This window comes from Dehalococcoidia bacterium (assembly GCA_035574915.1).
Classification (GTDB): domain Bacteria; phylum Chloroflexota; class Dehalococcoidia; order DSTF01; family WHTK01; genus DATLYJ01.
This window is the reverse complement of record DATLYJ010000018.1, coordinates 1-21934: the sequence shown is the minus strand read 5'-3', so window position 1 is coordinate 21934 and position 21934 is coordinate 1. Positions and strand designations below refer to the sequence as shown.

Below are 21934 nucleotides of genomic sequence, written 5' to 3'. Positions count from 1 at the left end.
ACGAACATGGGCATGATGATGTGGACGTAGTTGTCCGCACCCACGGGGCGGAAGGCGCCCTGACTCGAGGGGCCTGTCGTCTGCATCGCGATCTCGCCGGCGTCAAGGGCCTGCAGGAGGTCCTGAAGGTACTTGCCGTTGAAGGCGATCTTCACGCCCTCGCCCTCGACCGCCGCGTCGATCACGCCCTCGTTGTCGCCGATCTCCTCGGCGCGCGCCGATATCTTCACCGTCCCCGGCATGCCGCCTTCGCCCGGCGTCACCACCAGGCGGACGATGCCGGAGCCGTCGCGGGCGAAGACGGAGGCGATGCGCGTCTCGCGCAGGAAGTCGCTTACGCTGACCGTGGCGCTGGTGGTCCAGGTGGTGGGGATGAGCTGGGAGATGTTCGGGAAGGTACCCTGGATCAGCTGGGCGACCATCTCCACGTTCGTCAGCCGGAAGAGCACACGGGTCCTAGAGGCGTCCGTCTGGAGGACCACGTCCCCTTCTTCATCGCCCAGGAGGCGGTGCAGTTCGGATAGCGCCTTGGCCGGGATGACGATCTCCGTCTTCTCGGAGACCGGCTTCTCCAGCGGCAGCTTGAAGACCGACAGCCGGAAGCCATCCGAGGCCGCGAGCATCAGCTCCGACCCCTCGAGCTTGGTGTTAACCCCCGTAAGGATCGGGCGCGAGTCGTCCGTCGCGGCCGCGAACACCGTCTGGGCGATCGCCTGGCGCAACTCCTTCGGCTTCAGGGCAACGGTAACGCCGTCCTTGACCGACGGCGCCGGCGGGAACTCTTCGGCGTCGATGCCGCCGATGGTGGCCTCGTTGCGGGCGCAGACCAGCCGCATCTGACGCGACCGCGGCGCCACGGACATCGTGATCCTGTCGTTCGGCAGCGTGTTCACGAAGTCGGTGAGGAGGCGGGCCGGCACCGTGATCCCGCCTTCTTCGTCGATCTGGCCACCGATCCAGCAGCTCATGGTCAGGGACTGCGCGTCCGTGGCCACGAGCTTGATCTGCCCCTTGTCGGTGGTGATGAGGACATTGGAGGTGATGGGCAGGGGGCTGCGGACGGCGACCGCCCGGCCGACGATGCCCAGACCGCGGAGAGTGCTTCCTGGGTGCAGGAAACCTTCATAAATGTTCACCTACCAAAGCATTTATATGGAAGAAGCCACCGAGCCGGAGTATAGCAGGTGCCACGATTGGCGAGGCAAGCATCGGGCAGGCGGCCGGGGTAGGATTGGAGCCGGACAACCCGCGACGGCAGCCACGCCGTCGCCTACAACAGCGTAGGCTGGAGCGACCTGAGCACGAGATGCAAGACCACCCGGCCTCATTCGACCTGCTCCTCCCGCCCGCGATGGCCGAGCGGGCTGAGGAGGTCGGTGTCGCGAAAGCGAACATGCCATTGCACCGCATGTTCGTCCTCGCGGTCTTGGCCGGCGCTTTCATTGCGCTCGGCGCCAACTTCTTCACGGTCGTCGTCACGGAGAGCAGCCTTGGCTTCGGGCCCTCCCGGCTTCTTGGGGGCCTCGCCTTCAGCCTGGGCCTGATACTCGTGGTCATCGGCGGCGCCGAGCTGTTCACGGGCAACAACCTCATGGTCATGGCCTTCGCTGCCGGCAAGGTGCAGGCCGTGCGCCTACTGGCCGTGTGGGCTGTCGTGTACGCCGGGAACTTTGCCGGCGCTGTCGCCACAGCGGTCCTCGTGCTCCTCTCAGGCCAGTGGAGACTCGGCGGGGAGGAGGTGGGGGCCACCGCGGTCCGTATCGCCAGCGCGAAGGTAGACTTGGACTTCGAGGGGGCGTTCTTCCTCGGCGTCCTCTGCAACGCCCTGGTCTGCCTCGCGGTGTGGCTGACCTACAGCGCCCGCAGCACCATCGACAAGGCTGTCGCGATCGTGTTCCCGATTTCCGCTTTCGTGGCCGCCGGCTTCGAGCACAGCATCGCGAACATGTACTTCATCCCCCTGGGCATTCTGCTCGAAAACAGAGTGGGCGCCGCTTCCTCCGCGGACCTGGGTTGGGTCGCCTTCGCCTCTGACAACCTCCTCCCCGTCACGCTGGGCAACATGGTCGGCGGCGGCGTGCTCGTGGGCCTCGTCTACTGGTTCGCGTACCTCTGGCATCGGCAAGGCAAATAGACGCCTCGCGACGTTAGGGTTTTTGAACAAAACTGCATTTTAAGTCAGAAATTGTTGACTATAGGGAGGCCCCGAACCTAAGATCGAAGCGTGGAGACTACCCGCGAGCAGGTGTTGCGGCTGGTGCGGGGCCATCGCGAGATAACCACCGCCCAGATTGCTGAGGCGCTGGGCGTCAGCCAGGCGGCCGTCCGCCGGCATCTCGACGGCCTTCGCGCGGACGGGCTCATCGATGCCCGTCTGGACCGGCACGGCGTCGGCAGGCCCTCGCTGGTCTTCTTCCCGACGGAGCGCGGCGAAGAGAGCTCCGGCAGGCGCTACCTCCAGCTCCTGACCCGCCTCTTCCGGCGGCTCGACCGCATGGACGAGACCGCGGTCGGCGGCCGGTCGGGGCGCGAGGTCCTCGAGGAAGCGCTGTCGGAAGTCGCCTTCGAGGTGGCGGCCGCGCACGAGGCCGAGGTCGTCGGTACGACCCTGGCCGAGCGCGTCCAGCGCGCAAGCCGCGCCCTCAAGGAGGAGGGTATCGTCGACGGCTGGCGGCCGGACGGCGATTCCGGCTTCCGGCTCGTGAACGGCGAATGCCCCTACATCCGGATCGCCGAGATCACGGATGCGCCCTGCCGCTCCGACCGCCAGAGCATCGAGCTCCTGATCGGGGCGCACGTCGACCAGATCAGGCGCATCGCCGAGGGCTCGCCGGTGTGCGAGTACATAGTCCGCGAGCCGCGGCCGGCCGAAGGCGCGGCTGGTGCCTAGGCCCGAAGGTCCCGAAGTCCGCAAACCAGAGGAGATCGGCGTTAGCCAATGACTGAGCACGCAACACTGAAGATCGTAGACCTGACCGTCGCCGTAGAGGGCAAGCAGATCCTCAACGGCCTCAGCCTGGAGGTGTCCGTGGGCGAAGTCCACGCCATCATGGGCCCGAACGGCTCCGGCAAGAGCACGCTCGCGAACACCCTCATGGGCCACCCGCGCTACCAGGTCACCGGCGGCCGCATCTACTTCAAGGGTGAGGACATCACCGACCTCACGCCGGACAAGCGGGCGAAGAGGGGCCTCTTCCTGGCCATGCAGTACCCGACCGCCATCCCCGGCGTCACGATGGTGAACTTTCTGCGGGCGGCGCTGAAGAACGTGCGCGGCGCCGACATCCCGGTGCGCGAGTTCCGCACGCAGCTGCTGAATACGATGGCCCTCCTCAAAATGGACGAGTCGTTTGCCCGCCGCTACGTCAACGACGGCTTCTCCGGCGGCGAGAAGAAGCGCGCCGAGGTGCTGCAGATGGGCATCCTTCGGCCGCAGATGGCGATCATGGACGAGACCGACTCCGGCCTCGACATCGACGCCCTGCGCACCGTGGCCGAGGGCATCAACGCCCTGCGCAGCCCGGAGATGGGCATCCTGCTCATCACCCACTACCAGCGCATGCTGAATTACGTCACGCCCGACTTCGTCCACGTGCTCTACCGCGGCCGCATCGTCCGCTCCGGCGGGCCAGAGCTGGCGGCGGAGCTGGAGGAGAAGGGCTACGACTGGATCACCAAGGAGATCGACGAGGCGGAGGGCGCGCTTGCGACTTCCGCATAGCGAGATTGCCAGACAAATTCAGGCACATTCGCCAGCGGCCAGAGCAACGGGCCGCGGCGATGTTGGAGGTGTCGCATGACAGCCGTTAGACCAGAAGAGATCGTCACCGGATACAAGTACGGCTGGCATGACCCCGACTTCAAGCCGGTCAACGTTGTCCGCAAGGGCCTCGACAAGGAGATCGTCGCCTCGATCTCGGCGATGAAGGGCGAGCCGATGTGGATGCGCGAGCAGCGCCTGCGCGCGCTCGACATCTTCGAGTCCAAGCCCATGCCGAAGGGCTTCTGGGGCGGCAACCTGGAGGGCTACCCGCTGGACTTCCAGGACATCTACTACTACGTGAAGCCCATGGAGGGGCAGGGGCGCACCTGGGAAGAGGTCCCTCCCGAGATCAAGCGCACCTTCGACAAGCTCGGCATCCCCGAGGCGGAGCGCAAGTTCCTGGCCGGCGTCGGCGCCCAGTATGACTCCGAGGTCGTCTATCACAAGATCCGCGAGGACCTCGAGAAGCTCGGCGTCATCTTCGTGGACATGGACACCGGCCTGCGCGAGCACGAGGACATCGTCCGGCAGTACTTCGGCACCATCGTGCCGGCAGCCGACAACAAATTCGCGGCCCTGAACTCGGCCGTGTGGTCGGGGGGCAGCTTCGTCTACGTGCCCGCCGGCGTGCGAGTGGACATCCCGCTCCAGGCCTACTTCCGGATCAACACGGAGAGCATGGGGCAGTTCGAGCGCACGCTGATCATCGCCGAAGAGGGCAGCTACGTGCACTACGTCGAGGGCTGCACGGCTCCGACTTACTCGAACGACTCGCTGCACTCGGCGGTGGTCGAGATCATCGTCAAGAAGGGCGCACGCGTGCGCTACACGACCATCCAGAACTGGTCGACGAACGTCTACAACCTGGTGACGAAGCGCGCGGTGGCCTACCAGGACGCCGTGATGGAGTGGGTCGACGGCAACCTCGGCTCGAAAATCACGATGAAGTACCCGAGCGTGTTCCTGATGGAGCCGGGCGCCCACGGCGAGATCCTTTCGCTGGCGTTCGCCGGCCCGGGCCAGCACCAGGACGCCGGCGGCAAGGTCATCCACGTCGCCCCGAACACGACTTCGACCATCATCTCGAAGTCCATCTCCAAGGGCGGCGGCCGGACGAGCTACAGGGGCCTCCTGAAGGTCTACCCCGGCGCCAAGAACTCGAAGTCGACGGTGCGCTGCGACGCGCTCCTGCTGGACGCCGAGTCGCGCTCCGACACCTACCCGGTGATGGAGATCGACGAGGAGCAGGTGACCATCGGCCACGAGGCGACAGTGAGCAAGGTCGGCGAAGAGCAGCTCTTCTACCTGATGAGCCGCGGCATCGACGAGACCGAGGCCACGAAGATGATCGTGAACGGCTTCGTCGAGCCGATCGTCAAGGAACTGCCGATGGAGTACGCCATCGAGTTGAACCGCCTGATCGAGCTCCAGATGGAGGGCGCGGTCGGGTAGACCGCGGCAGCGAAGGCCTTCGGGTTGGAAGGGTCGCGTAGGGGTGCGTTGGGAGCCGCTCCTACGCGAGGCGGCACTCGGTGGGAGAGGGATGGGCAGGTCAGGTATCGAGCAATTGCTATTCGCGATGGATTACGCCTTCGAGGGCTTGCCGGGCCTCGACCGCGGCCACGCGCTGCTGGTGAACCTGGCGTCCGTACGCGAGGAAGATTGGTCGTGGCTGCCCCCGGGCGGCAGCCGTACGATAGGCGACATCGTCCGGCACGTCGGCCTGGCGAAGCACGTGTATGACAACCACGCTTTCGGTGACCGCTCGATGGTGCCCGGACGGCCGGAGACGATGCCGGCGCTTCCCGGGGATGCACCGCGCAGCGAGCTCCTCGATTGGGTCCGCGCCGGTCACGCGAGCCTGAGGTCGCACCTCGCTGCCCTATCTGACGACAGCGAGCTCCTGCGGCCGCGCAACGGCTGGAGCCTGCGGCTAGTCCACGAGACGCGGTTCGTCATCAACACAATGATCTCGCACGACGCCTACCACGCCGGCGAAATAAACCATATCCGCGCCCTGGCTCAGGGCGACGACCGATGAGAGGTATCGATGACTAAGCCATTGGCCACCCGATCCCGGCGTAGGGGCGCAGCACTGCTGCGCCCGCGGCGCCCCGTCCAGGGCGCTGCCGCCATACGCCGCCCGGCCGGGCGCGCCTCTGCCCCATACGCGGAGACACGATGACCACCACTGCGCTCTCTCCAACCGAATTCCTGAGGCTGCCACCCGTAACTCGCGCCGACCTCGAAGAGGTGGTGGCGCGCCGCGGCGGCGAGCCGCAGTGGCTGCGAGGCTCCCGCGCCGCTGCCTGGGAAGCCTACGAGAGCCAGGCCATGCCCGACCCGAAGGACGACGAGTGGCGGCGCACGGAGCTGTCGGGGATCGACCTCGGCGCGCTGCGTCCCGCCGGGCGCTACCAGGGGCAGCTGCCGTCGCACCTGCACTGGGCCGGCAAAGGCGACTTCGCGGGCCAGGTCGCCCAGATCGACGGCGCATCCGATGCCGCCTGGTTGGACGAACAACTGCGCGCGCAAGGCGTCGCCTTATTCGACCTTGACTCGGCGGCCGCCCGGCAGGACCTCGAGGGCCTGCTGTACGCCTCCGTGTACACGGACTGGAAGCTGGTGTCCCTGAACTCCGCGCTCTGGCAGGGCGGCTGCTTCCTCTACGTGCCCGATGGCGTCGAGGTCGCCTTGCCGCTGCACTACTGGCAGGCGATCGCGACGGGCGGCGTCTCTGTCTTCCCCCGGACGCTGATCCGCCTCGGGGCAAACAGCAGGGCCAGGTTCGTGCACGAAGTGGCCTCCGAGGAGGACACGGAAGCTCTGGTAAGCGGCGCCGTCGAGGTCTACCTCGGCGCGAACGCCCGGCTGGAGTACTACTCGATCAACCGCTGGGGTCACAGGGTCAACTACTTCAACACCATCCGCGCCTCACTCGAGCCGGGCGCCGAGGCGACGATAGTCAACGCCGGGCTGGGCGGCGACCTTACCAAGGCCAAGACGGAGGTGCTGCTCCGGGGCGAGGGCTCGGCCGCGAACCTGCTCGACGTCTCGCTGGGCGACGGCCGCCAGCGCTTCGACTACGTTACGCTACAGGACCACCTGGCGCCGCGGACGACGAGCGACCTCCTTTACAAGGCCGCGCTCACGGGCCGCGCGAGCGAGGTCTGGTACGGCACGGTCCGCATCCACGGCGGCGCCACGGGCAGCGACGCGAACCAGACGAGCCGCAATCTCCTGCTCAGCAGCACAGCAAAGGCGGCGCCGATCCCGGTGCTGGAGATCGAGCAGTTCGACATCCTCCGCTGCAGCCACGGCGCCACCGCCGGCCCGGTTGATGAAGAGCAGCTCTTCTACCTCGAGTCGCGCGGCATAGAGCACGACGAGGCCGAGCGCATGCTAGTCGACGCCTTCTTCCAGGAGGTCCTCGACCGTATCCCGGACGAGTCCCTGCGCGAGCGCGTCCAGGGAGCGCTGGCCGCGAAGCTGGAGGCCTCGAGATGACTCACCATTGTCCGTTTCCTGTCGTCCGGCGACTTCCGCTCGTCCTGAGCCCGGCCGAAGGGCGGAGGGGGCGGGAGGTCCCGGCAAGCGCTGAAAGCGACAACTGACGACCCATGAGTGACAACGACTTCGTGACCGTAGCCCAGACCTCCGACATCCCCGCCGGCCAGGTGCGCGTGTTCAGCGTGGACGGCTTCGACGTCGCGATCGCCAACGTCGACGGCGCCTTCTACGCCATCGACGACGTTTGCACGCACGATGGCGGGCCTCTCGGCGAAGGGACCCTGATCGGAGACCAGGTGGAGTGCCCGCGCCACGGCGCCCGCTTCGACGTGAAGACCGGCGCCGTGAAGGCGCTGCCTGCCGTCCTGCCGGTGCGGACCTACGAGGTGCGCGTCGAAGGCGGCCAGGTGCAGGTCAGGGTGGACTCGCGATGACGTCCGTCCGCTTCGCGAGCTGGGTGGAACGCGTGGCGCTCCAGATGGAGCGGAGCCGCCAGGCCGTCATCGAGTTCGCGAGGGAGCAGGACGGCTCGTTCTGGCAGAAGCCCAGCCTCGTCCGAGGCTGGACGAACCAGGACCTGCTGGCCCACATCGGCCGCGGCAACGACCAGATGTTGCAGGACATCCTGCGCGCGGTGTCCGCGGGGCGCGAGGTGCCGCCGGAGGTGCTCGCGCCGGACACCGATGCCGAGAACGAGCGCCGGGTGGCGGAGCGCCGCCGCTGGCCGATCGAACGCGTCATCGCTGAGCTGGAGGAGTCGGGCGCTGAGATGCAAGCGCTGCTCGCCGGGCTGCGCGAAGCGGACGCGGACCTGCACCCGGGCGGCGCCCCATGGACGCTGGCTGGGCTGATGCAGGTGGTGCTGGCCGAAGACCATGACCGCGAGCACCTGGACCAGCTGCGGCAAAGCCAGTCGGGCGATGCTGGAGCGCTAAAGGCTGAAAGGCTGGGGGCCGAACATGCTTGACGTAGAAGCCGTCCGCAAGGACTTTCCGATCCTCCAGCGCAAGGTGCACGGCAAGCCGCTGGTGTACTTCGACAACGCCGCGACGACGCAGAAGCCGCGGCAGGTGATCCAGGCGCTGGTCGACTACTACGAGAACTACAACGCCAACATCCACCGCGGTTTACATAAGCTCGCGGAGGAAGCCACCGAGGCGTACGAGGCCTCGCGGGCCAAGGTCGCGCGCTTCATCAAGGCCCCGGAGCCGCGCTCCGTGGTCTTCACCCGCAACACCACGGAGGCGTTGAACCTGGTCGCCTACGCCTGGGGCCACGCGAACCTAGGGCCGGGCGACGAGATCGTGCTCTCGGTGATGGAGCACCACTCGAACCTTGTCCCCTGGCAGCTCATCGCCCAGGAGAAGGGAGCGACGATCAGGTACCTGGACATCGACGAGGACGGCCGCCTGCGCCGCGACCAGATCGAGCGCGTCATCGGGCCGAAGACGAAGGCAGTGTCGATAGTGCACGCCTCCAACGTGCTCGGCATCAACCCCGTCACCGAGATCGCCGAGGTTGCGCACCGCCATGGCGCGATCATGGTCGTGGACGCCGCCCAGAGCGTCCCGAACATGCCGATCGACGTCACGGAGCTCGGCGCCGACTTCGTCGCCTTCTCCGGCCACAAGATGGCGGGCCCGACGGGTATCGGCGTGCTCTGGGGCAAGCCCGAGCACCTGGAGGCGATGGGGCCCTTCCTCGGCGGCGGCGAGATGATCTCGCGCGTCACGCTCGAGGGCGCCACCTGGAACGACATCCCCTGGAAGTTCGAGGCGGGTACGCCGAACATCGCCGACGGTATCGCCCTCGGCGCCGCCGTCGACTACCTCGAAGGCATCGGCATGGAGAACGTGCGCGCGCACGAGCGCTCGCTCGTCGCCTACGCCCTCGAGCGGCTGGCGGACATTGCCGAGGTCAAGGTCTACGGCCCGGACGACCCGGAGGAGCGCGTCGGCGTCGTCGCCTTCAACTATGGCGACATCCACCCGCACGACCTCGGCCAGGTGCTGGACACTTACGGCATCGCGATCCGCGCCGGACACCACTGCGCCCAGCCGCTGATGCGCCGCCTGGACTGCGTGGCCACGGCGCGCGCCAGCTTCTACCTCTACAACACGAAGGCGGAGATCGACGTGTTCATCGAGGCGCTGCAGGCGGCGGGGAGGTACTTCAAGGCGCCATCGACTATGGTGACTCAATGACGCGCGTTGACTCGCCCTTCCCCGAGCCAGAGCTGGACGAGCTCTATCGCGAGCTCATCCTCGACCACTACCGCCACCCGCATAACAAGGGCAAGCTGCCGAACGCCACCCACGCCGAGGGCTACAACCCCCTCTGCGGCGACGAGATCGAGCTGGACGTGGCCCTGGACGGCGAGACGATCGAGGACATCGCCTTCGGCGGGCGCGGCTGCTCGATCAGCCAGGCCTCGGCCTCGATGATGACGGACGCCGTCAAGGGCGCGACCGTCGCCGAGGCGGAGCGGCTGGCCGAGGCCTTCCGCACGATGATGACTGACGCCGAGTCGGAGCCGGACGAGGCCCTGGGCGACCTCGAGGCCTTCCAGGGCGTCGCGAAGTTCCCGGTGCGCGTCAAGTGCGCGACCCTCGCCTGGCGCGTGCTCGAGGACGCGATCAAGGGCGGCCCGGAGCGCATCGAGATCAAGGGCGACGAGCGGTAGGGGGTTGGGGTTGGATTCTGGGCTTTGGACTTTGGGCTCTGGACTTTGGGATAGGGGTGTTGAGTCTGGGATAATGGAGGCAAAGCGGCTCCGGCTGGCCTCTGGCCGGCCGGGTGACTTGCCGACTAGCCGACAGCCAAGGAGCTAACCGATGGCGACAAACGCCCTCGTATCGCCCGAAGACATCATGGACGCGCTGCAGCCCGTGCAGGACCCCGAGCTGCGCATGAGCATCGTCGACCTCGGGCTCGTGTACGACGTCGATATCGACGAGGACGGCATGGTGGACGTCGTGATCACGCTGACGACACCAGCCTGCCCCCTGGGGCCGCTGCTTATCGGCCAGATCCAGGACACGCTCATGGACTTGCCGGGAGTGAAGGACGTGAATGTCGAGATCACCTTCACGCCGCCCTGGGACCCGCGCACCATGGCCTCGGACGAGATCAAGATGCAGCTCGGGATCTGGTAGGGCACGCCGGCCTCGGGTCTGCAGCCACGCCGAACGACATGAGCCCGGAGCGTCCCCGCCAAACCGGCTCTGGATGCCCTCTATCCGTGATAGATATCACTAACCTATTGCGCTCGGCGCTATCGACGTTTATCATCCCACCACTAGCCGGCCCACCCATGGCTGGCTGGTTTAGCTTAGGCGGCGCATTCCTGCTGCCCGGGCACCACTAAACCACGAGAGCTACAACGACCGGGGGAGAAGCGACCTCATGGCCGCGCTGCTGAAGGTCTATTCAAGGAAGCGGACCCCTCGGGGGGGACCCGGGAAGCTCATTTCCCCCGAATCCCGCGCACTCCCGCTGTAAGGTCCAGCCATGGCAAAGACGAAATCGCGCCAGCGGTATATTCCACGTTTGGAGAAGCAGGGCCTCTATGACCCCGCGTTCGAGCACGACGCCTGCGGCGTTGGCCTGGTCGCGAGCGTAAAGGGAGAGAAGTCGCACAAAATCATCGAGCAGGGCCTCGAGGTGCTGATCAACCTCGGGCACCGCGGCGCCTGCGGGGCAGACCCGAAGACGGGCGATGGCGCCGGCATCATGATCCAGATGCCGCACGAGTTCTTCCGTGAGGAGTGCTCCCGGCTCGACATCGACATCCCGCACGCCGGCGAGTACGGCGTGGGCATGACCTTCCTGCCCCAGCACGCAGGCGAGCGCCGCCGTTGCGAGAACATCATCCGCGAGATCGCCGAAGCGGAGGGGCTGCAGTTCCTCGGCTGGCGTGACGTACCGGTGAACCCGGACGCCATCGGCGTCATGGCGCGGCACGTCATGCCTGTGATCCGCCAGTTCTTCGTGCGCTGGCCGGCGCACGTCCCCAACGATGAGCGGCGATTCGAGCTCAAGCTCTACGTCGTCCGGAAGCTCATCGAGAAGGCGATCGCCGACTCGGACATGCAGGAGAAGGCCGACTTCTACATCTGCAGCCTTTCGTCGCGGACGCTGGTCTACAAAGGCCTGCTCATCGCCGACCAGATCGCGCCCTTTTACCACGACCTCTCGCACGGCTCGATGGTGTCCGCATTCGCCCTCGTGCACTCGCGCTTCAGCACGAACACGCTGGGTTCCTGGAAGCTGGCCCACCCTTACCGCTACGTGGTCCACAACGGCGAGATCAACACGCTGCGGGGCAACATCAACTGGATGGTGGCGCGCTCGGCCATGTTCTCCTCCGAGGAGTTGGGCGCCGACGTCGAGAAGCTGCTGCCGATCATCCCGCCCGGCGGCCCAGCCGTGCAGAGCGACACCGCCAGCTTCGACAACGCCCTCGAGCTGCTGCTCGCGACCGGGCGGTCACTGCCGCACTCGATGCTCATGCTCATCCCGGAGGCCTGGGGCGACCACATCCCCATGGACCCGCCGGAGAAGAGGGACTTCTACGAGTACCACGCCTGCCTGATGGAGCCCTGGGACGGCCCGGCGCTCATCGTTGGCACGGACGGGACGCAGGTCTGCGCCATCCTCGACCGCAACGGGCTCCGCCCCTGCCGTTACCTCGTGACCACGGACGACCTCCTGGTCATGGCTTCCGAGACGGGCGTGCTCGACGTGCCGCCGGAGAAGGTGCGCTTCAAGCGGCGGATCCAGCCCGGCCGCATGTTCCTGCTGGACACAAAGCAGGGCCGCCTGATCGAGGACGAGGAGATAAAGCGCGACCTCGCGACGCGCCGCCCTTACGGCGAGTGGCTGCGGCAGAACCGCGTGCTCCTCGAGGACCTTCCAGAGCCGCCTTTCGTCCACGAGCCGGACCACGAGACCGTGCTCGAACGTCAGAAGGCGTTCGGGTACACGATGGAAGACCTGCGCATGCTCATGGAGCCGATGGCCGTCAACGGCCAGGACCCCGTCGGTTCCATGGGGAACGACGCGCCACTGGCCGTCCTCTCCGACACGAACCCGCTGCTCTTTGGCTACTTCCGCCAGCTCTTCGCCCAGGTCTCCAATCCGCCCCTGGACGCCATCCGCGAGGAGCTCGTGACGTCACTCGAGACCTTCGTGGGCTCGGAGCAGAACCTGTTCGAAGAGACGCCCCTGCACTGCCACCAGCTCAAGCTCAGGGAGCCTTTCCTGACCAACCGCGAGCTGGAGAAGATCCGCCACATCAACAACGGCAACCTCCGCGCGACGACGATCTCGACGCTGTTCGAGCCGGCGAAGGGGCCGGGAGCGATGAAGGAGGCCATGGACCGCGTCCGGGCCGAGGCCTCCAGGGCGATCGCCGAGGGCTACACGCTCATCATCCTGTCCGACCGCGGCGTCGACCGTGACCACGCCCCGATACCGAGCCTGCTCGCGACCTCGGGCGTGCACCACCACCTGATCCGGGAGGGGACGCGCACGCGTGTCGGCCTGATCGTCGAATCCGGGGAGCCGCGCGACGTACACCACTTCGCGCTGCTCATCGGCTACGGCGCCGGCGCAGTCAACCCCTACCTCGCTTTCGAGACGCTCGCGGACATGATCCGCCAGGACATTCTCCTGAAGAAGGTCGACTACAAGACGGCGGAGAAGAACTTCATCAAGGCCTGCCACAAGGGCGTGCTGAAGATCATGTCCAAGATGGGGATCTCCACCCTGCAGAGCTACAGGGGCGCGCAGATCTTCGAGGCGATAGGCCTGCGGCAGGACTTCATCGATGAGTACTTCGCCTGGACGCCATCACGCATCGGCGGCATCGGCATCGAGGAGCTGGAGCGGGAGGCGGTCGCCCGGCACGAGTACGCCTACCCGAAGCGAAAGATAGCCGGTAACGCGGACCTTCGCGAGGGCGGTTACATCCAATGGCGCCGCGACGGCGAGTACCACATGTACAACCCGGACACCATCGCCAAACTCCAGTACGCGACGAAGGCGAACGACTTCAGGACTTTCCAGGAGTTCACCGACCTCATCGACAACGAGAACCGGCGCCTCTGCACGATCCGCGGCCTGCTCGACTTCAAGTTCGATGAGTCTCGCGCCATCCCGATCGAGGAGGTGGAGCCGGCGAAGGAGATCGTGAAGCGCTTCGCGACGGGCGCTATCTCCCTGGGCTCGATCAGCCGCGAAGCGCACGAGACGCTGGCCATCGCGATGAACCGCATCGGCGGCCGGAGCAACACTGGCGAGGGCGGCGAGGACTACAACCGCTTCCGGCCGGACCCGAACGGGGACAGCCGCCAGAGCGCCATCAAGCAGGTGGCGTCAGGCCGCTTCGGCGTGACTTCCAACTATCTGGCCCACGCCACCGACCTGCAAATCAAAATGGCCCAGGGCTCGAAGCCAGGGGAGGGCGGCCAGCTCCCCGGCCACAAAGTGGACGAGTACATCGGCTGGGTGCGCCACACGACCCCCGGCGTAGAGCTGATCTCGCCGCCGCCGCACCACGACATCTACTCCATCGAGGACCTCGCCCAGCTCATCCACGACCTCAAGAACTCGAACCCGGAGGCGCGCATCCACGTCAAGCTGGTGTCGGAGGTGGGTGTCGGCACCATCGCTGCCGGCGTCTCGAAGGGTCACGGCGATGTGGTGCTGATCTCCGGCGACAGCGGCGGCACGGGCGCCTCGCCTGAGTCGTCGATAAAGAACGCCGGGCTGCCCTGGGAGCTGGGCGTCGCGGAGACGCAGCAGGTGCTGGTCCTCAACGACCTTCGCGGCCGCATCGTCGTGCAGACGGACGGGCAACTGAAGACCGGCCGCGATGTCGCCATCGCCTGCCTCTTGGGCGCGGAGGAGTTCGGCTTCGCGACGGCGCCGCTGATCGTGATGGGCTGCATCTACCTGCGCAAGTGCCACCTCAACACCTGCTCGGTCGGCATCGCCACGCAGGACCCAGAGCTGCGGGCGCGCTTCGCCGGACAGCCCGAACACGTGATCAACTACTTCTTCTTCGTGGCCGAGCAGCTGCGGCAGATCATGGCGAAGCTCGGCCTGCGCACCGTGAACGAGATGGTGGGCCGCGTGGACCTGCTCGATACGCGCGCCGCCATCGACCACTGGAAGGCCCGCGGGCTCGATTTCTCGGCGCTCCTTCACAGGCCGAACGTCCCCGAGAACGTGGCCACACATAAGTGCCAGGAGCAGGACCACGGCATCGACCGGGCGCTGGACCACAAACTGATCAGGCTCAGCGCCGAGGCTATAGAGCGCGCCAAGCCGGTCGAGTTCAACCTGCCGGTGCGCAACTCCAACCGCGCCGTCGGCGCCATGCTCAGCTACGAGATCTCCAAGCGGTACGGCGAAGAAGGCCTGCCTGACGACACGATCCACATAAACTTCCGCGGTTCCGCCGGCCAGAGCTTCGCCGCCTTCCTCGCGAAGGGCGTCACCATGACCGTCGAGGGTGACGCGAACGACTACTTCTGCAAGGGCCTCTCCGGCGGCAGGGTGATCATAAAGCCCATGCCGGAGTCATCCTTCGAGCCGGAGAAGAACATCATCGTCGGCAACGTCGTGCTCTACGGGGCGACCAGCGGCCAGGCCTTCATTCGCGGCATGGCCGGCGAGCGCTTCGCCGTGCGCAACAGTGGCGCCGAGGCCGTAGTGGAGGGCGTGGGCGACCACGGCTGCGAGTACATGACGGGCGGGCGAGTCGTGGTCCTTGGCCCGACGGGGCGCAACTTCGCGGCCGGCATGAGCGGCGGCGAGGCCTTCGTGCTCGACGAGGCCGGACGCTTCCCGGCCCTGTGCAACACCGAGATGGTCGACCTCGAGGACCTTGCGGCCCCGGAAGACCTGGCCGCGGTCCGGCGCCTCATCGAGGACCACCACCGACTGACGGGCAGCGTGAACGCGGCCCGGGTGCTCGCTGACTGGGACAACATGGTGCGGCGGTTCGTGAAAGTGATGCCACGCGACTACAAGCGCGTGTTGGCGGAGCGCAGGGCGCGCGAGGCCCGCGCGGCCGCGGCCGTAGCCGGGTAAGCATGGGCGAACCCACGGGCTTCAAGGACACCCCGCGCAAGCCCCTGCCTCGCCGCCCGGTGGGGGAGCGGGTCCGCGACTACCAGGAGTTCCTTCTCGACTGGACGGAGGAGGACGCCCGCAAGCAGGGCGGCCGCTGCATGGACTGCGGCATCCCGTTCTGCCACCGGGGCTGCCCCCTCGGAAACCTCATCCCGGAGTGGAACGACTTCGTCTACCGGGGACAGTGGCGCCGCGCCCTCGCCGCCCTGCATGCGACGAACAACTTCCCCGAGTTCACCGGGCGGATCTGTCCCGCGCCCTGCGAAGCCTCCTGCACGCTCTCCATCAACCAGGACCCCGTAACAATCGAGTACATCGAGAAGACCATCGCCGACCGGGGCTGGAAGGAAGGCTGGATCAAGGCCGAGCCGCCGGCGGTGCGGACCGGAAAACGTGTCGCCGTTGTCGGGTCAGGCCCGGCTGGGCTGGCCGCGGCGCAGCAGCTAAACCGCGCCGGCCACACGGTGACAGTGTTCGAGCGCGACAGCTACATCGGCGGCCTCCTCCGCCTCGGGATACCTGACTTCAAGCTCGAGAAGCACGTGGTGCAGCGACGCGTCGACCAGATGGCGGAAGAAGGCGTGATCTTCCGCACCAACACGTACGTCGGCCGGAACTACCCGGTCGAGGAGTTGAAGTCGAGCTTCGACGCCATCGTGCTCGCCGGCGGCTCGACGGTGCCTCGCGACCTGCCCGTGCCGGGAAGAGAACTGCGCGGCGTGCACTTCGCGATGGAGTACCTGACCCAGCAGAACCGCGTGATCGCCGGCGAGTACATCCCGCCGGAGGAGCGCATCCACGCCGAAGGCAAGCGTGTGGTGATCCTCGGCGGCGGCGACACCGGCGCCGACTGCCTTGGCACGGCTCACCGCCAGGGCGCCGAGATCGTGCGCCAGTTCGAGCTGCTTTCGGAGCCGCCGCGCACCCGCGCCTTCACGAACCCCTGGCCCCAGTGGCCGGTGATCCTGCGGTCGTCGGCGGCCCACGACGAGGGCGGTATCCGCGACTATGACATCTCGACCACGCACTTCTCCGGGTCGAACGGGCACGTCGAGAAGCTCCATGCCGTTCGGGTCGCCTGGGAGCGCGACGAGAGCGGCCGCATGAACATGACACCGATCCCGGGCAGCGAGTTCGAGGTGGATGCAGACCTGGTGCTGCTGGCCATGGGCTTCCTGCATCCGGAGCACGCCGGCCTGCTGCAGGACCTCGGTGTGGAGCTTGACGGCCGCGGCAACGTCAAGCTGGACGCCAACCGCATGACGAGCGTGCCAGGCATCTTCGCGGCCGGCGACATGGCGCGCGGCCAATCGCTTGTGGTCTGGGCGCTCGCCGAGGGCCGGGAGACCGCGTACTTCGTCGACAAATACCTCATGGGCGAGTCGGAACTGCCGCGGCCGTATTTGATGCCCCCTCCCTGAGGGCCGGCTCGCCTCAGTCTCTGGCGGCAGTCACCGCGACCTCGGGCTCTGGTCCGCCCTCCCCGGCATCCGTATCCGCGTCCCTTTCGTCCTCGCCGAGGACGGACTCGATGCGCGCCATGATCGCGGCGTGGCTGGTGCGGAACACGAGGATGCCCCAGAGGGCAATGAGGGCGAGGATGCCCCACTCGACGTACCGGAAGTAACGGTCTGTCGAGTCCAGCTTGATGCCGGCCATGCCGAGCAGGTAACCGATGCCGATGAAGGTCGACACCCAGAGGACGGCGCCGATGTGGTCTGCCGGGGCCCACTTACGGTAGGGCATACGGAGCAGCCCCGCCCCGGCTGGTCCGACCACGCGCGTATAGCCGGCGAAGTGGTAGACGAGCACGAAGAAGACGCCGCGGCGAAGGAGCGGCTCCCGCACCCTCTCCGAGAACGTCCGCAGAGAGTCGCCGTTGCCGAAGCGCGCCCAGCCGAGGCGCCCCATCAGGTAACTGATGGTGTCGCCGATGACAGTGCCGGCGATCCCGAGCGCGGCAGCATAGAACGGGTTCATGGCCCCGTCTTGCGCCGTGATGCCAGCCAGCAGGACGATGATTACGCCAGGGACCAGCAAGCCCAGGAGCAAGGTGTTTTCGAACAGCGTGCCGAGAAAGACGACCCAGTACCCGTAGTCGTCAAACAGCTCGCGGACGGAGTCGGCCGCCCACTCCAGGAGGGAGGAGTAGGCCCGGAAGATCGCAGCGGGTAAGTCGATCAACCACTGGATCGCGTCCTGGATGGCGCTTCCCGCCGAGATGATCGGCGCGAGGGGAGTCAATTCCATTTGAAAACGGCGCGAACCGCGGGTTTGCGCTCGCACCTCTGCAGATTCTAGCATTCATGGCTCATCCAGCCCTTCGGCCTTACTCTGCCAGGTCGGCTTCCCATATCTGCCAGAGCAGGTAGGCGGTGCAGATCAAGACGGCGACGGCGATGACAAGCATGGCGACCTCCCTGGGCCAGTACGTTTGTTCGCAATTAGAACACTTGTACCATGCTGTGTCAAGCACGGCCTGCACGAGACGGCGGAGCAGCTAGCGCGACAGGGAGCGTTCCATCAGGCGCACCATGCCGAAGAGCGCGTCCAGGTGCGGCGTCTCCGTCCCGGTGAGGCGCGCGATCTCCACGACAGCGCCGACGAGGGCGTCGACCTCCAGGGGCCGCCCCTGCTCGAGGTCCTGGAGCATCGACGTCTTGTGGGCGCCCACGGCTTCGGCACCGCGGATACGCTGGTCCACGTCCACTGGCATCTCCTCGCCCAGCGCCCGCGCGACAGCCTGCACCTCCAGCATCACGTCCCGCGCGTAACGCCGGGTGAAGGGGTCGCGGCAGATGTCGGCCAGCGTGGCCCGGGTAAGTGCGCTCAGGGGGTTGAAGGCTACATTCCCCCAGAGCTTCAGCCAGATCTCGTTGCGGATTCGAGGACGCTGGGGGGCCTTGAGCCCGCCGCGGACCATCGCCCTGGCGATAGCCTCCAGGCGCCCGGAGCGGCTGCCGTCCGGTTCCCCGAGACTGAAGCGGTCGCCCTCGATGTGGCGCACGACGCCGGGCGCTACGACCTCGCACGCCGGGTACACGACACATCCGATGGCCCTTTCGGGCCCGATCGCCGCCCATATCTTTCCGCCGGGATCGACCGAGTCGAGACGCCGGTCACGGAAGGGCCCTTCGAGCCGGTAGAAGTACCACCAAGGGATGCCGTTTTGCGCCGTCACGACCGGCGTCTCGGGGCCAAGCATCTCCCGGATCCCGCCGAGCGCGGAGGCCACCTGGTGCGCCTTCAAGGCCAGGACCACGCAGTCCTGCGGCCCGGCGGAGGCGGGATCGTCCGTGACCGGGAGGCGATATGACTGCTCGCGGCCGCCCTCGATCAGCCGCAGGCCATGCTCTCGCATCGCTTCAAGGTGGGCGCCGCGGGCGATGAGCGTAACCTCCTCGCCCGCTGCCGCCAGATGGGCGCCGAGATAGGCGCCGATCGCGCCTGCGCCGTAGATCGCGATCCGCATGCTTTAGACGCCGGGGGGTCCGAGGCCGAGTTTCTCGGCGAGACCGATGCGCTGCAGCTTGCCCGTCGGCCCTTTCGGGATCTCGGGGACGATGACGATCTTTCGCGGCACTTTGAAGTCGGCGAGATGGCTGGCGGCGTGCTCGCGAAGCTCCCGCTCGCCAACGCTGGCGCCATCGGCGAGGACGACAGCGGCCGCGACCTCTTCGCCCAGGCGCTCGTGGGGCAGGGCGAAGGCTACGGCCTGCGCGACGGCCGGGTGCAGTAGGAGCACCTCGTCGACCTCCCGCGGGCTGACTTTTTCGCCGCCGCGGTTAATCAGCTCCTTGAGGCGGCCGGTGAGGTGCAGGTAGCCGTCGCCATCGAGGAAGCCTTCGTCCCCGGTCCGCAACCAGCCGTCCACGAAGGCAGCCGCGTTCGCCTGAGGGTCGCCCTCATATCCCGGCATGACGTTCGCGCCGCGCACCACAACCTCTCCGCGCTGGCCTTCGCCCAGGGTGCTGCCGGCGTCATCCATGATCGCGACCTCGACTCCGGCGCCGCGGCCGACGGAGCCAGGCTTGCGGACGCCAGGCGGCAGCGGGTTCGTTGCCATCTGGTGCGCGGCTTCGGTCATGCCGTAGGCCTCGATGAGCGGCGCGTCGAACGCGACCTCGAGGCGCTGCATCACAACTGGCGGCATGGGGGCGGAGGACGAGCGCAGGAAGCGCAGGCGGGCCTTGCGGGCAGCCCGCGGGTCCCTCTCGGCCCGCGCGAGGACAAGCTGGTGCATGGTCGGGACGGCGGTGTACCAGGTGGGCTGGTGCGCCTCGAGCCAGCCGAGGAACCGGAAGGCGTCGAAGCCGGGACTGCAGACCACGGAACCGCCGGCGGCAAGGGGCGCCAGAAGGCCAGCCATGAGCCCATGGATGTGGAACAACGGCATCACGTTCAGGCAACGGTCTTCTGGCGTCAGCTCCAGCGAGCGCAGGATGTTGGCCGCCGAGGCCGCCAGGTTGCGCTGGGTCAGCGGCACGAGCTTCGGCCGCGAAGTCGTGCCGGATGTGTGCAGCACCAGCGCGACATCGTCCGGCGCCGGCTCCTCAGGGTCGCCAAAGGCCGTCGCGCTGGAGTTCGACAGGCCGATAGAGTCACCTTCGCGGTCGATGGCGATCCGGAGGATGCCTTCGCCCGCGGCCGCGTGCGCCTCCCGAGCGTCACCGGGGAGCGTGATGAGGGCCTTCGCGCCCAGGTCATGGAGGTAAAAGCGAAACTCCTCTTCGCGGTAGGAGGGGTTCAGGGGAGCAGCAGTGGCGCAAGTGGCCACGGCGAGGAATGCGAGCGCCATCTCGGGCCCATTCGGCAGCACGATCGCCACGCGGTCGCCCCGCCTGACACCGGCGGCGCGCAGCTGCGAGCGCATTCTCTCGACTGCGGCGCGCAGCCCGGCATGCGACAGGCTCAGCCTGCCCGTGGAGATGAGGGCTGGCTGGCTCGCCTCGCCACCACGCAGGAGCGCCGCTACTGTCTCGGATGATACGGGGCCGGCCACATCGCGATTCTAGCAGCGGATCGGGGGCGCTCTGGCGCTGACGGCCTCCTGTAGACTTGCGTGCGATGGTAGAGGCTCGGAGTTTCAACGAAGCGCAACTACCCGAAGCCCTGGCGGCAAGCGGCGCGCCGCCGCGTGGCTCCGTGGCAGGCCGGCGTTTCGCCGTCGCCGCGGACCACCCGCTGACTTCCCTGACGGCGATGAACGTCCTCCAGGGCGGCGGCAACGCTGTCGATGCGACGATCGCGGCGGCAGCGGTGAACGTCGTCACGAAGCCGAACCGCACCCACCTCGGAGGCGACGCCTTCGCCCTCGTTTGGCGGCGCCGCGACGGTGAGGTCGAGGGCCTGAACGCCGGCGGCCGCGCACCGATGGCGGGAACGCTCGAAGCCTATGCTGACGGCATTCCCCGGACCGGGCCTCGCGCAAGCACAGTGCCAGGTCTCGTCGACTCCTGGCTGGAGCTGCACGCGCGCTACGGTTCGAGGAGCCTGACAGAGCTCCTACAGCCGGCGATCGGCTTCTGCGAGGAGGGCTTTCCCGTCTCCCTACACCTGTCGACGGCGATGGGGACGCTCGGAGCGTTACCGGAGGGGCCACTGCGGCGCGCCTTCACCAGGGATGGCGCGCCCTACCGCCCGGGCGAGGTCCTGCGCCAGCCGGCACTGGGCCGCACGCTGCGCGCTATCGCGTCTGAAGGACGCAACGGCTTCTACGCGGGCCCGGTCGGGCGCGCCATCATCGCGGCGATGGGCGCGGCGGGCGGGCTGATGACCCTCGATGACCTCGCCCGCCCGACCGCCCACTGGCAAACGCCCATCAGGGCCGAGTACCGCGGCCACACCGTGTACGAGCAGGCCCTGCCATCACAGGGCATGATCTTGCTCGAGGCCCTGAACATCGCCGAGCAGTCCCCGCTAGGCGAATGGGGCCCTCTGAGCGCGGACTCCGTGCACATGATGGTGGAGGCTACGCGCCTCGCCTTCGCCGACCTCCGCCGCCATGGGGCCGACCCCGACTTCGAGGACGTGCCGCTCGACCGCCTCCTCTCGAAGGACTACGCGCGCGAGGTGGCTGCGGCCATCGACATGCGCCATGCCTCCGGGGCCGCGGCCGTCCCGATCTCGAGCGACACCACGTCTTTCGTCGTGGCCGACGAGGAGATGGCCGTCTGTTACATCCAGAGCGTCTTCGCGGCCTGGGGTAGCCGCTTCTACGTCCCGGAGGCCGGCGTACTCATGAACAACCGCATGACGGGCTTCAACCTTGACCCCGGCTCCGCGAACTGCCTTGCCCCGGGCAAGCGCACCGTGCATACCTTGAACAACTTCCTGGTCATAAAGGACGGGAGGTTGGTCATAGGGGGCGGCACGCCCGGCGCGGACTTCCAGGTGCAGACCAACCTGCAGGTGATCTCAGCCGTCGTGGACGGCGGCCTGGACCTGCAGGCGGCCGTCGACCTGCCGCGCTGGGCAACGGCTACGGGCGGCAGGCTCAGCATCGAGAGCCGCGCGCCG

General features: G+C 67.3%; 19 protein-coding genes. 14 read left to right on the top strand and 5 right to left on the bottom strand.

Going from position 1 to position 21934, the window contains the following annotated elements; translation table 11 throughout:
- A partial coding sequence (dnaN, locus tag VNN10_01655) for a DNA polymerase III subunit beta (GenBank protein ID HXH20704.1) occupies positions 1 to 1136 on the bottom strand: 1136 nt, incomplete at its 3' end.
- A gap of 170 nt (positions 1137 to 1306) precedes the next feature.
- Here dnaN and VNN10_01650 point away from each other — a divergent pair.
- From VNN10_01650 to VNN10_01590, 13 genes are all read left to right on the top strand, one after another.
- Positions 1307 to 2134, top strand: coding sequence for a formate/nitrite transporter family protein (locus tag VNN10_01650; protein HXH20703.1), 828 nt, complete (start codon positions 1307 to 1309; stop codon positions 2132 to 2134).
- 90 nt (positions 2135 to 2224) lie between these two features.
- Entirely contained in the window at positions 2225 to 2890 is a 666-nt protein-coding gene (locus tag VNN10_01645) for an ArsR family transcriptional regulator (protein HXH20702.1), read from the top strand.
- Positions 2891 to 2938: 48 nt separating this feature from the next.
- Complete coding sequence (sufC, locus tag VNN10_01640; GenBank protein ID HXH20701.1) at positions 2939 to 3721, top strand: Fe-S cluster assembly ATPase SufC; 783 nt, start codon at positions 2939 to 2941, stop codon at positions 3719 to 3721.
- A gap of 75 nt (positions 3722 to 3796) precedes the next feature.
- A complete protein-coding gene (gene sufB, locus VNN10_01635) occupies positions 3797 to 5215 on the top strand; it encodes a Fe-S cluster assembly protein SufB (protein ID HXH20700.1) in 1419 nt (472 codons plus the stop codon).
- 91 nt (positions 5216 to 5306) lie between these two features.
- Positions 5307 to 5804 carry a DinB family protein gene (locus tag VNN10_01630; GenBank protein HXH20699.1) on the top strand — a complete coding sequence of 166 codons (498 nt, stop codon included), beginning with the start codon at positions 5307 to 5309 and terminating at the stop codon, positions 5802 to 5804.
- Positions 5805 to 5944: 140 nt separating this feature from the next.
- Positions 5945 to 7270: a Fe-S cluster assembly protein SufD gene (sufD, locus tag VNN10_01625; protein ID HXH20698.1), complete on the top strand. Its 1326-nt coding sequence runs from the start codon at positions 5945 to 5947 to the stop codon at positions 7268 to 7270.
- 113 nt (positions 7271 to 7383) lie between these two features.
- Positions 7384 to 7707 (top strand): non-heme iron oxygenase ferredoxin subunit, encoded by a 324-nt coding sequence (locus tag VNN10_01620; GenBank protein HXH20697.1) that lies wholly within the window; start codon positions 7384 to 7386, stop codon positions 7705 to 7707.
- Positions 7704 to 8240, top strand: coding sequence for a DinB family protein (locus tag VNN10_01615; GenBank protein HXH20696.1), 537 nt, complete (start codon positions 7704 to 7706; stop codon positions 8238 to 8240). Before VNN10_01620 ends, VNN10_01615 begins: the two co-directional genes overlap by 4 nt.
- Entirely contained in the window at positions 8233 to 9477 is a 1245-nt protein-coding gene (locus VNN10_01610) for a cysteine desulfurase (protein ID HXH20695.1), read from the top strand. The genes VNN10_01615 and VNN10_01610 overlap by 8 nt, the downstream gene beginning before the upstream one ends.
- A complete protein-coding gene (locus tag VNN10_01605; protein HXH20694.1) occupies positions 9474 to 9956 on the top strand; it encodes an SUF system NifU family Fe-S cluster assembly protein in 483 nt (160 codons plus the stop codon). Before VNN10_01610 ends, VNN10_01605 begins: the two co-directional genes overlap by 4 nt.
- 151 nt (positions 9957 to 10107) lie before the next feature.
- Positions 10108 to 10428, top strand: coding sequence for a metal-sulfur cluster assembly factor (locus VNN10_01600; protein HXH20693.1), 321 nt, complete (start codon positions 10108 to 10110; stop codon positions 10426 to 10428).
- A gap of 355 nt (positions 10429 to 10783) precedes the next feature.
- Complete coding sequence (gene gltB / locus VNN10_01595) at positions 10784 to 15373, top strand: glutamate synthase large subunit (protein ID HXH20692.1); 4590 nt, start codon at positions 10784 to 10786, stop codon at positions 15371 to 15373.
- Positions 15374 to 15375: 2 nt separating this feature from the next.
- Complete coding sequence (locus tag VNN10_01590) at positions 15376 to 16836, top strand: glutamate synthase subunit beta (GenBank protein ID HXH20691.1); 1461 nt, start codon at positions 15376 to 15378, stop codon at positions 16834 to 16836.
- 13 nt (positions 16837 to 16849) lie between these two features.
- Here VNN10_01590 and VNN10_01585 read toward each other — a convergent pair whose 3' ends face one another.
- From VNN10_01585 to VNN10_01570, 4 genes are all read right to left on the bottom strand, one after another.
- Positions 16850 to 17665: a DedA family protein gene (locus VNN10_01585; GenBank protein HXH20690.1), complete on the bottom strand. Its 816-nt coding sequence runs from the start codon at positions 17663 to 17665 to the stop codon at positions 16850 to 16852.
- Positions 17666 to 17744: 79 nt separating this feature from the next.
- Positions 17745 to 17891: a hypothetical protein gene (locus VNN10_01580; protein HXH20689.1), complete on the bottom strand. Its 147-nt coding sequence runs from the start codon at positions 17889 to 17891 to the stop codon at positions 17745 to 17747.
- A gap of 24 nt (positions 17892 to 17915) precedes the next feature.
- Positions 17916 to 18887: a 2-dehydropantoate 2-reductase gene (locus VNN10_01575; GenBank protein ID HXH20688.1), complete on the bottom strand. Its 972-nt coding sequence runs from the start codon at positions 18885 to 18887 to the stop codon at positions 17916 to 17918.
- A 3-nt stretch (positions 18888 to 18890) separates the two neighbouring features.
- The gene (locus tag VNN10_01570) at positions 18891 to 20417 is read right to left on the bottom strand and encodes an acyl--CoA ligase (GenBank protein ID HXH20687.1); all 1527 of its coding nucleotides are present in this window, start codon (positions 20415 to 20417) and stop codon (positions 18891 to 18893) included.
- 65 nt (positions 20418 to 20482) lie between these two features.
- Between VNN10_01570 and VNN10_01565 the strand changes: the two genes are divergently transcribed.
- Positions 20483 to 21934: gamma-glutamyltransferase family protein (locus VNN10_01565; GenBank protein ID HXH20686.1), on the top strand; the 1452-nt coding region annotated here is incomplete at its 3' end.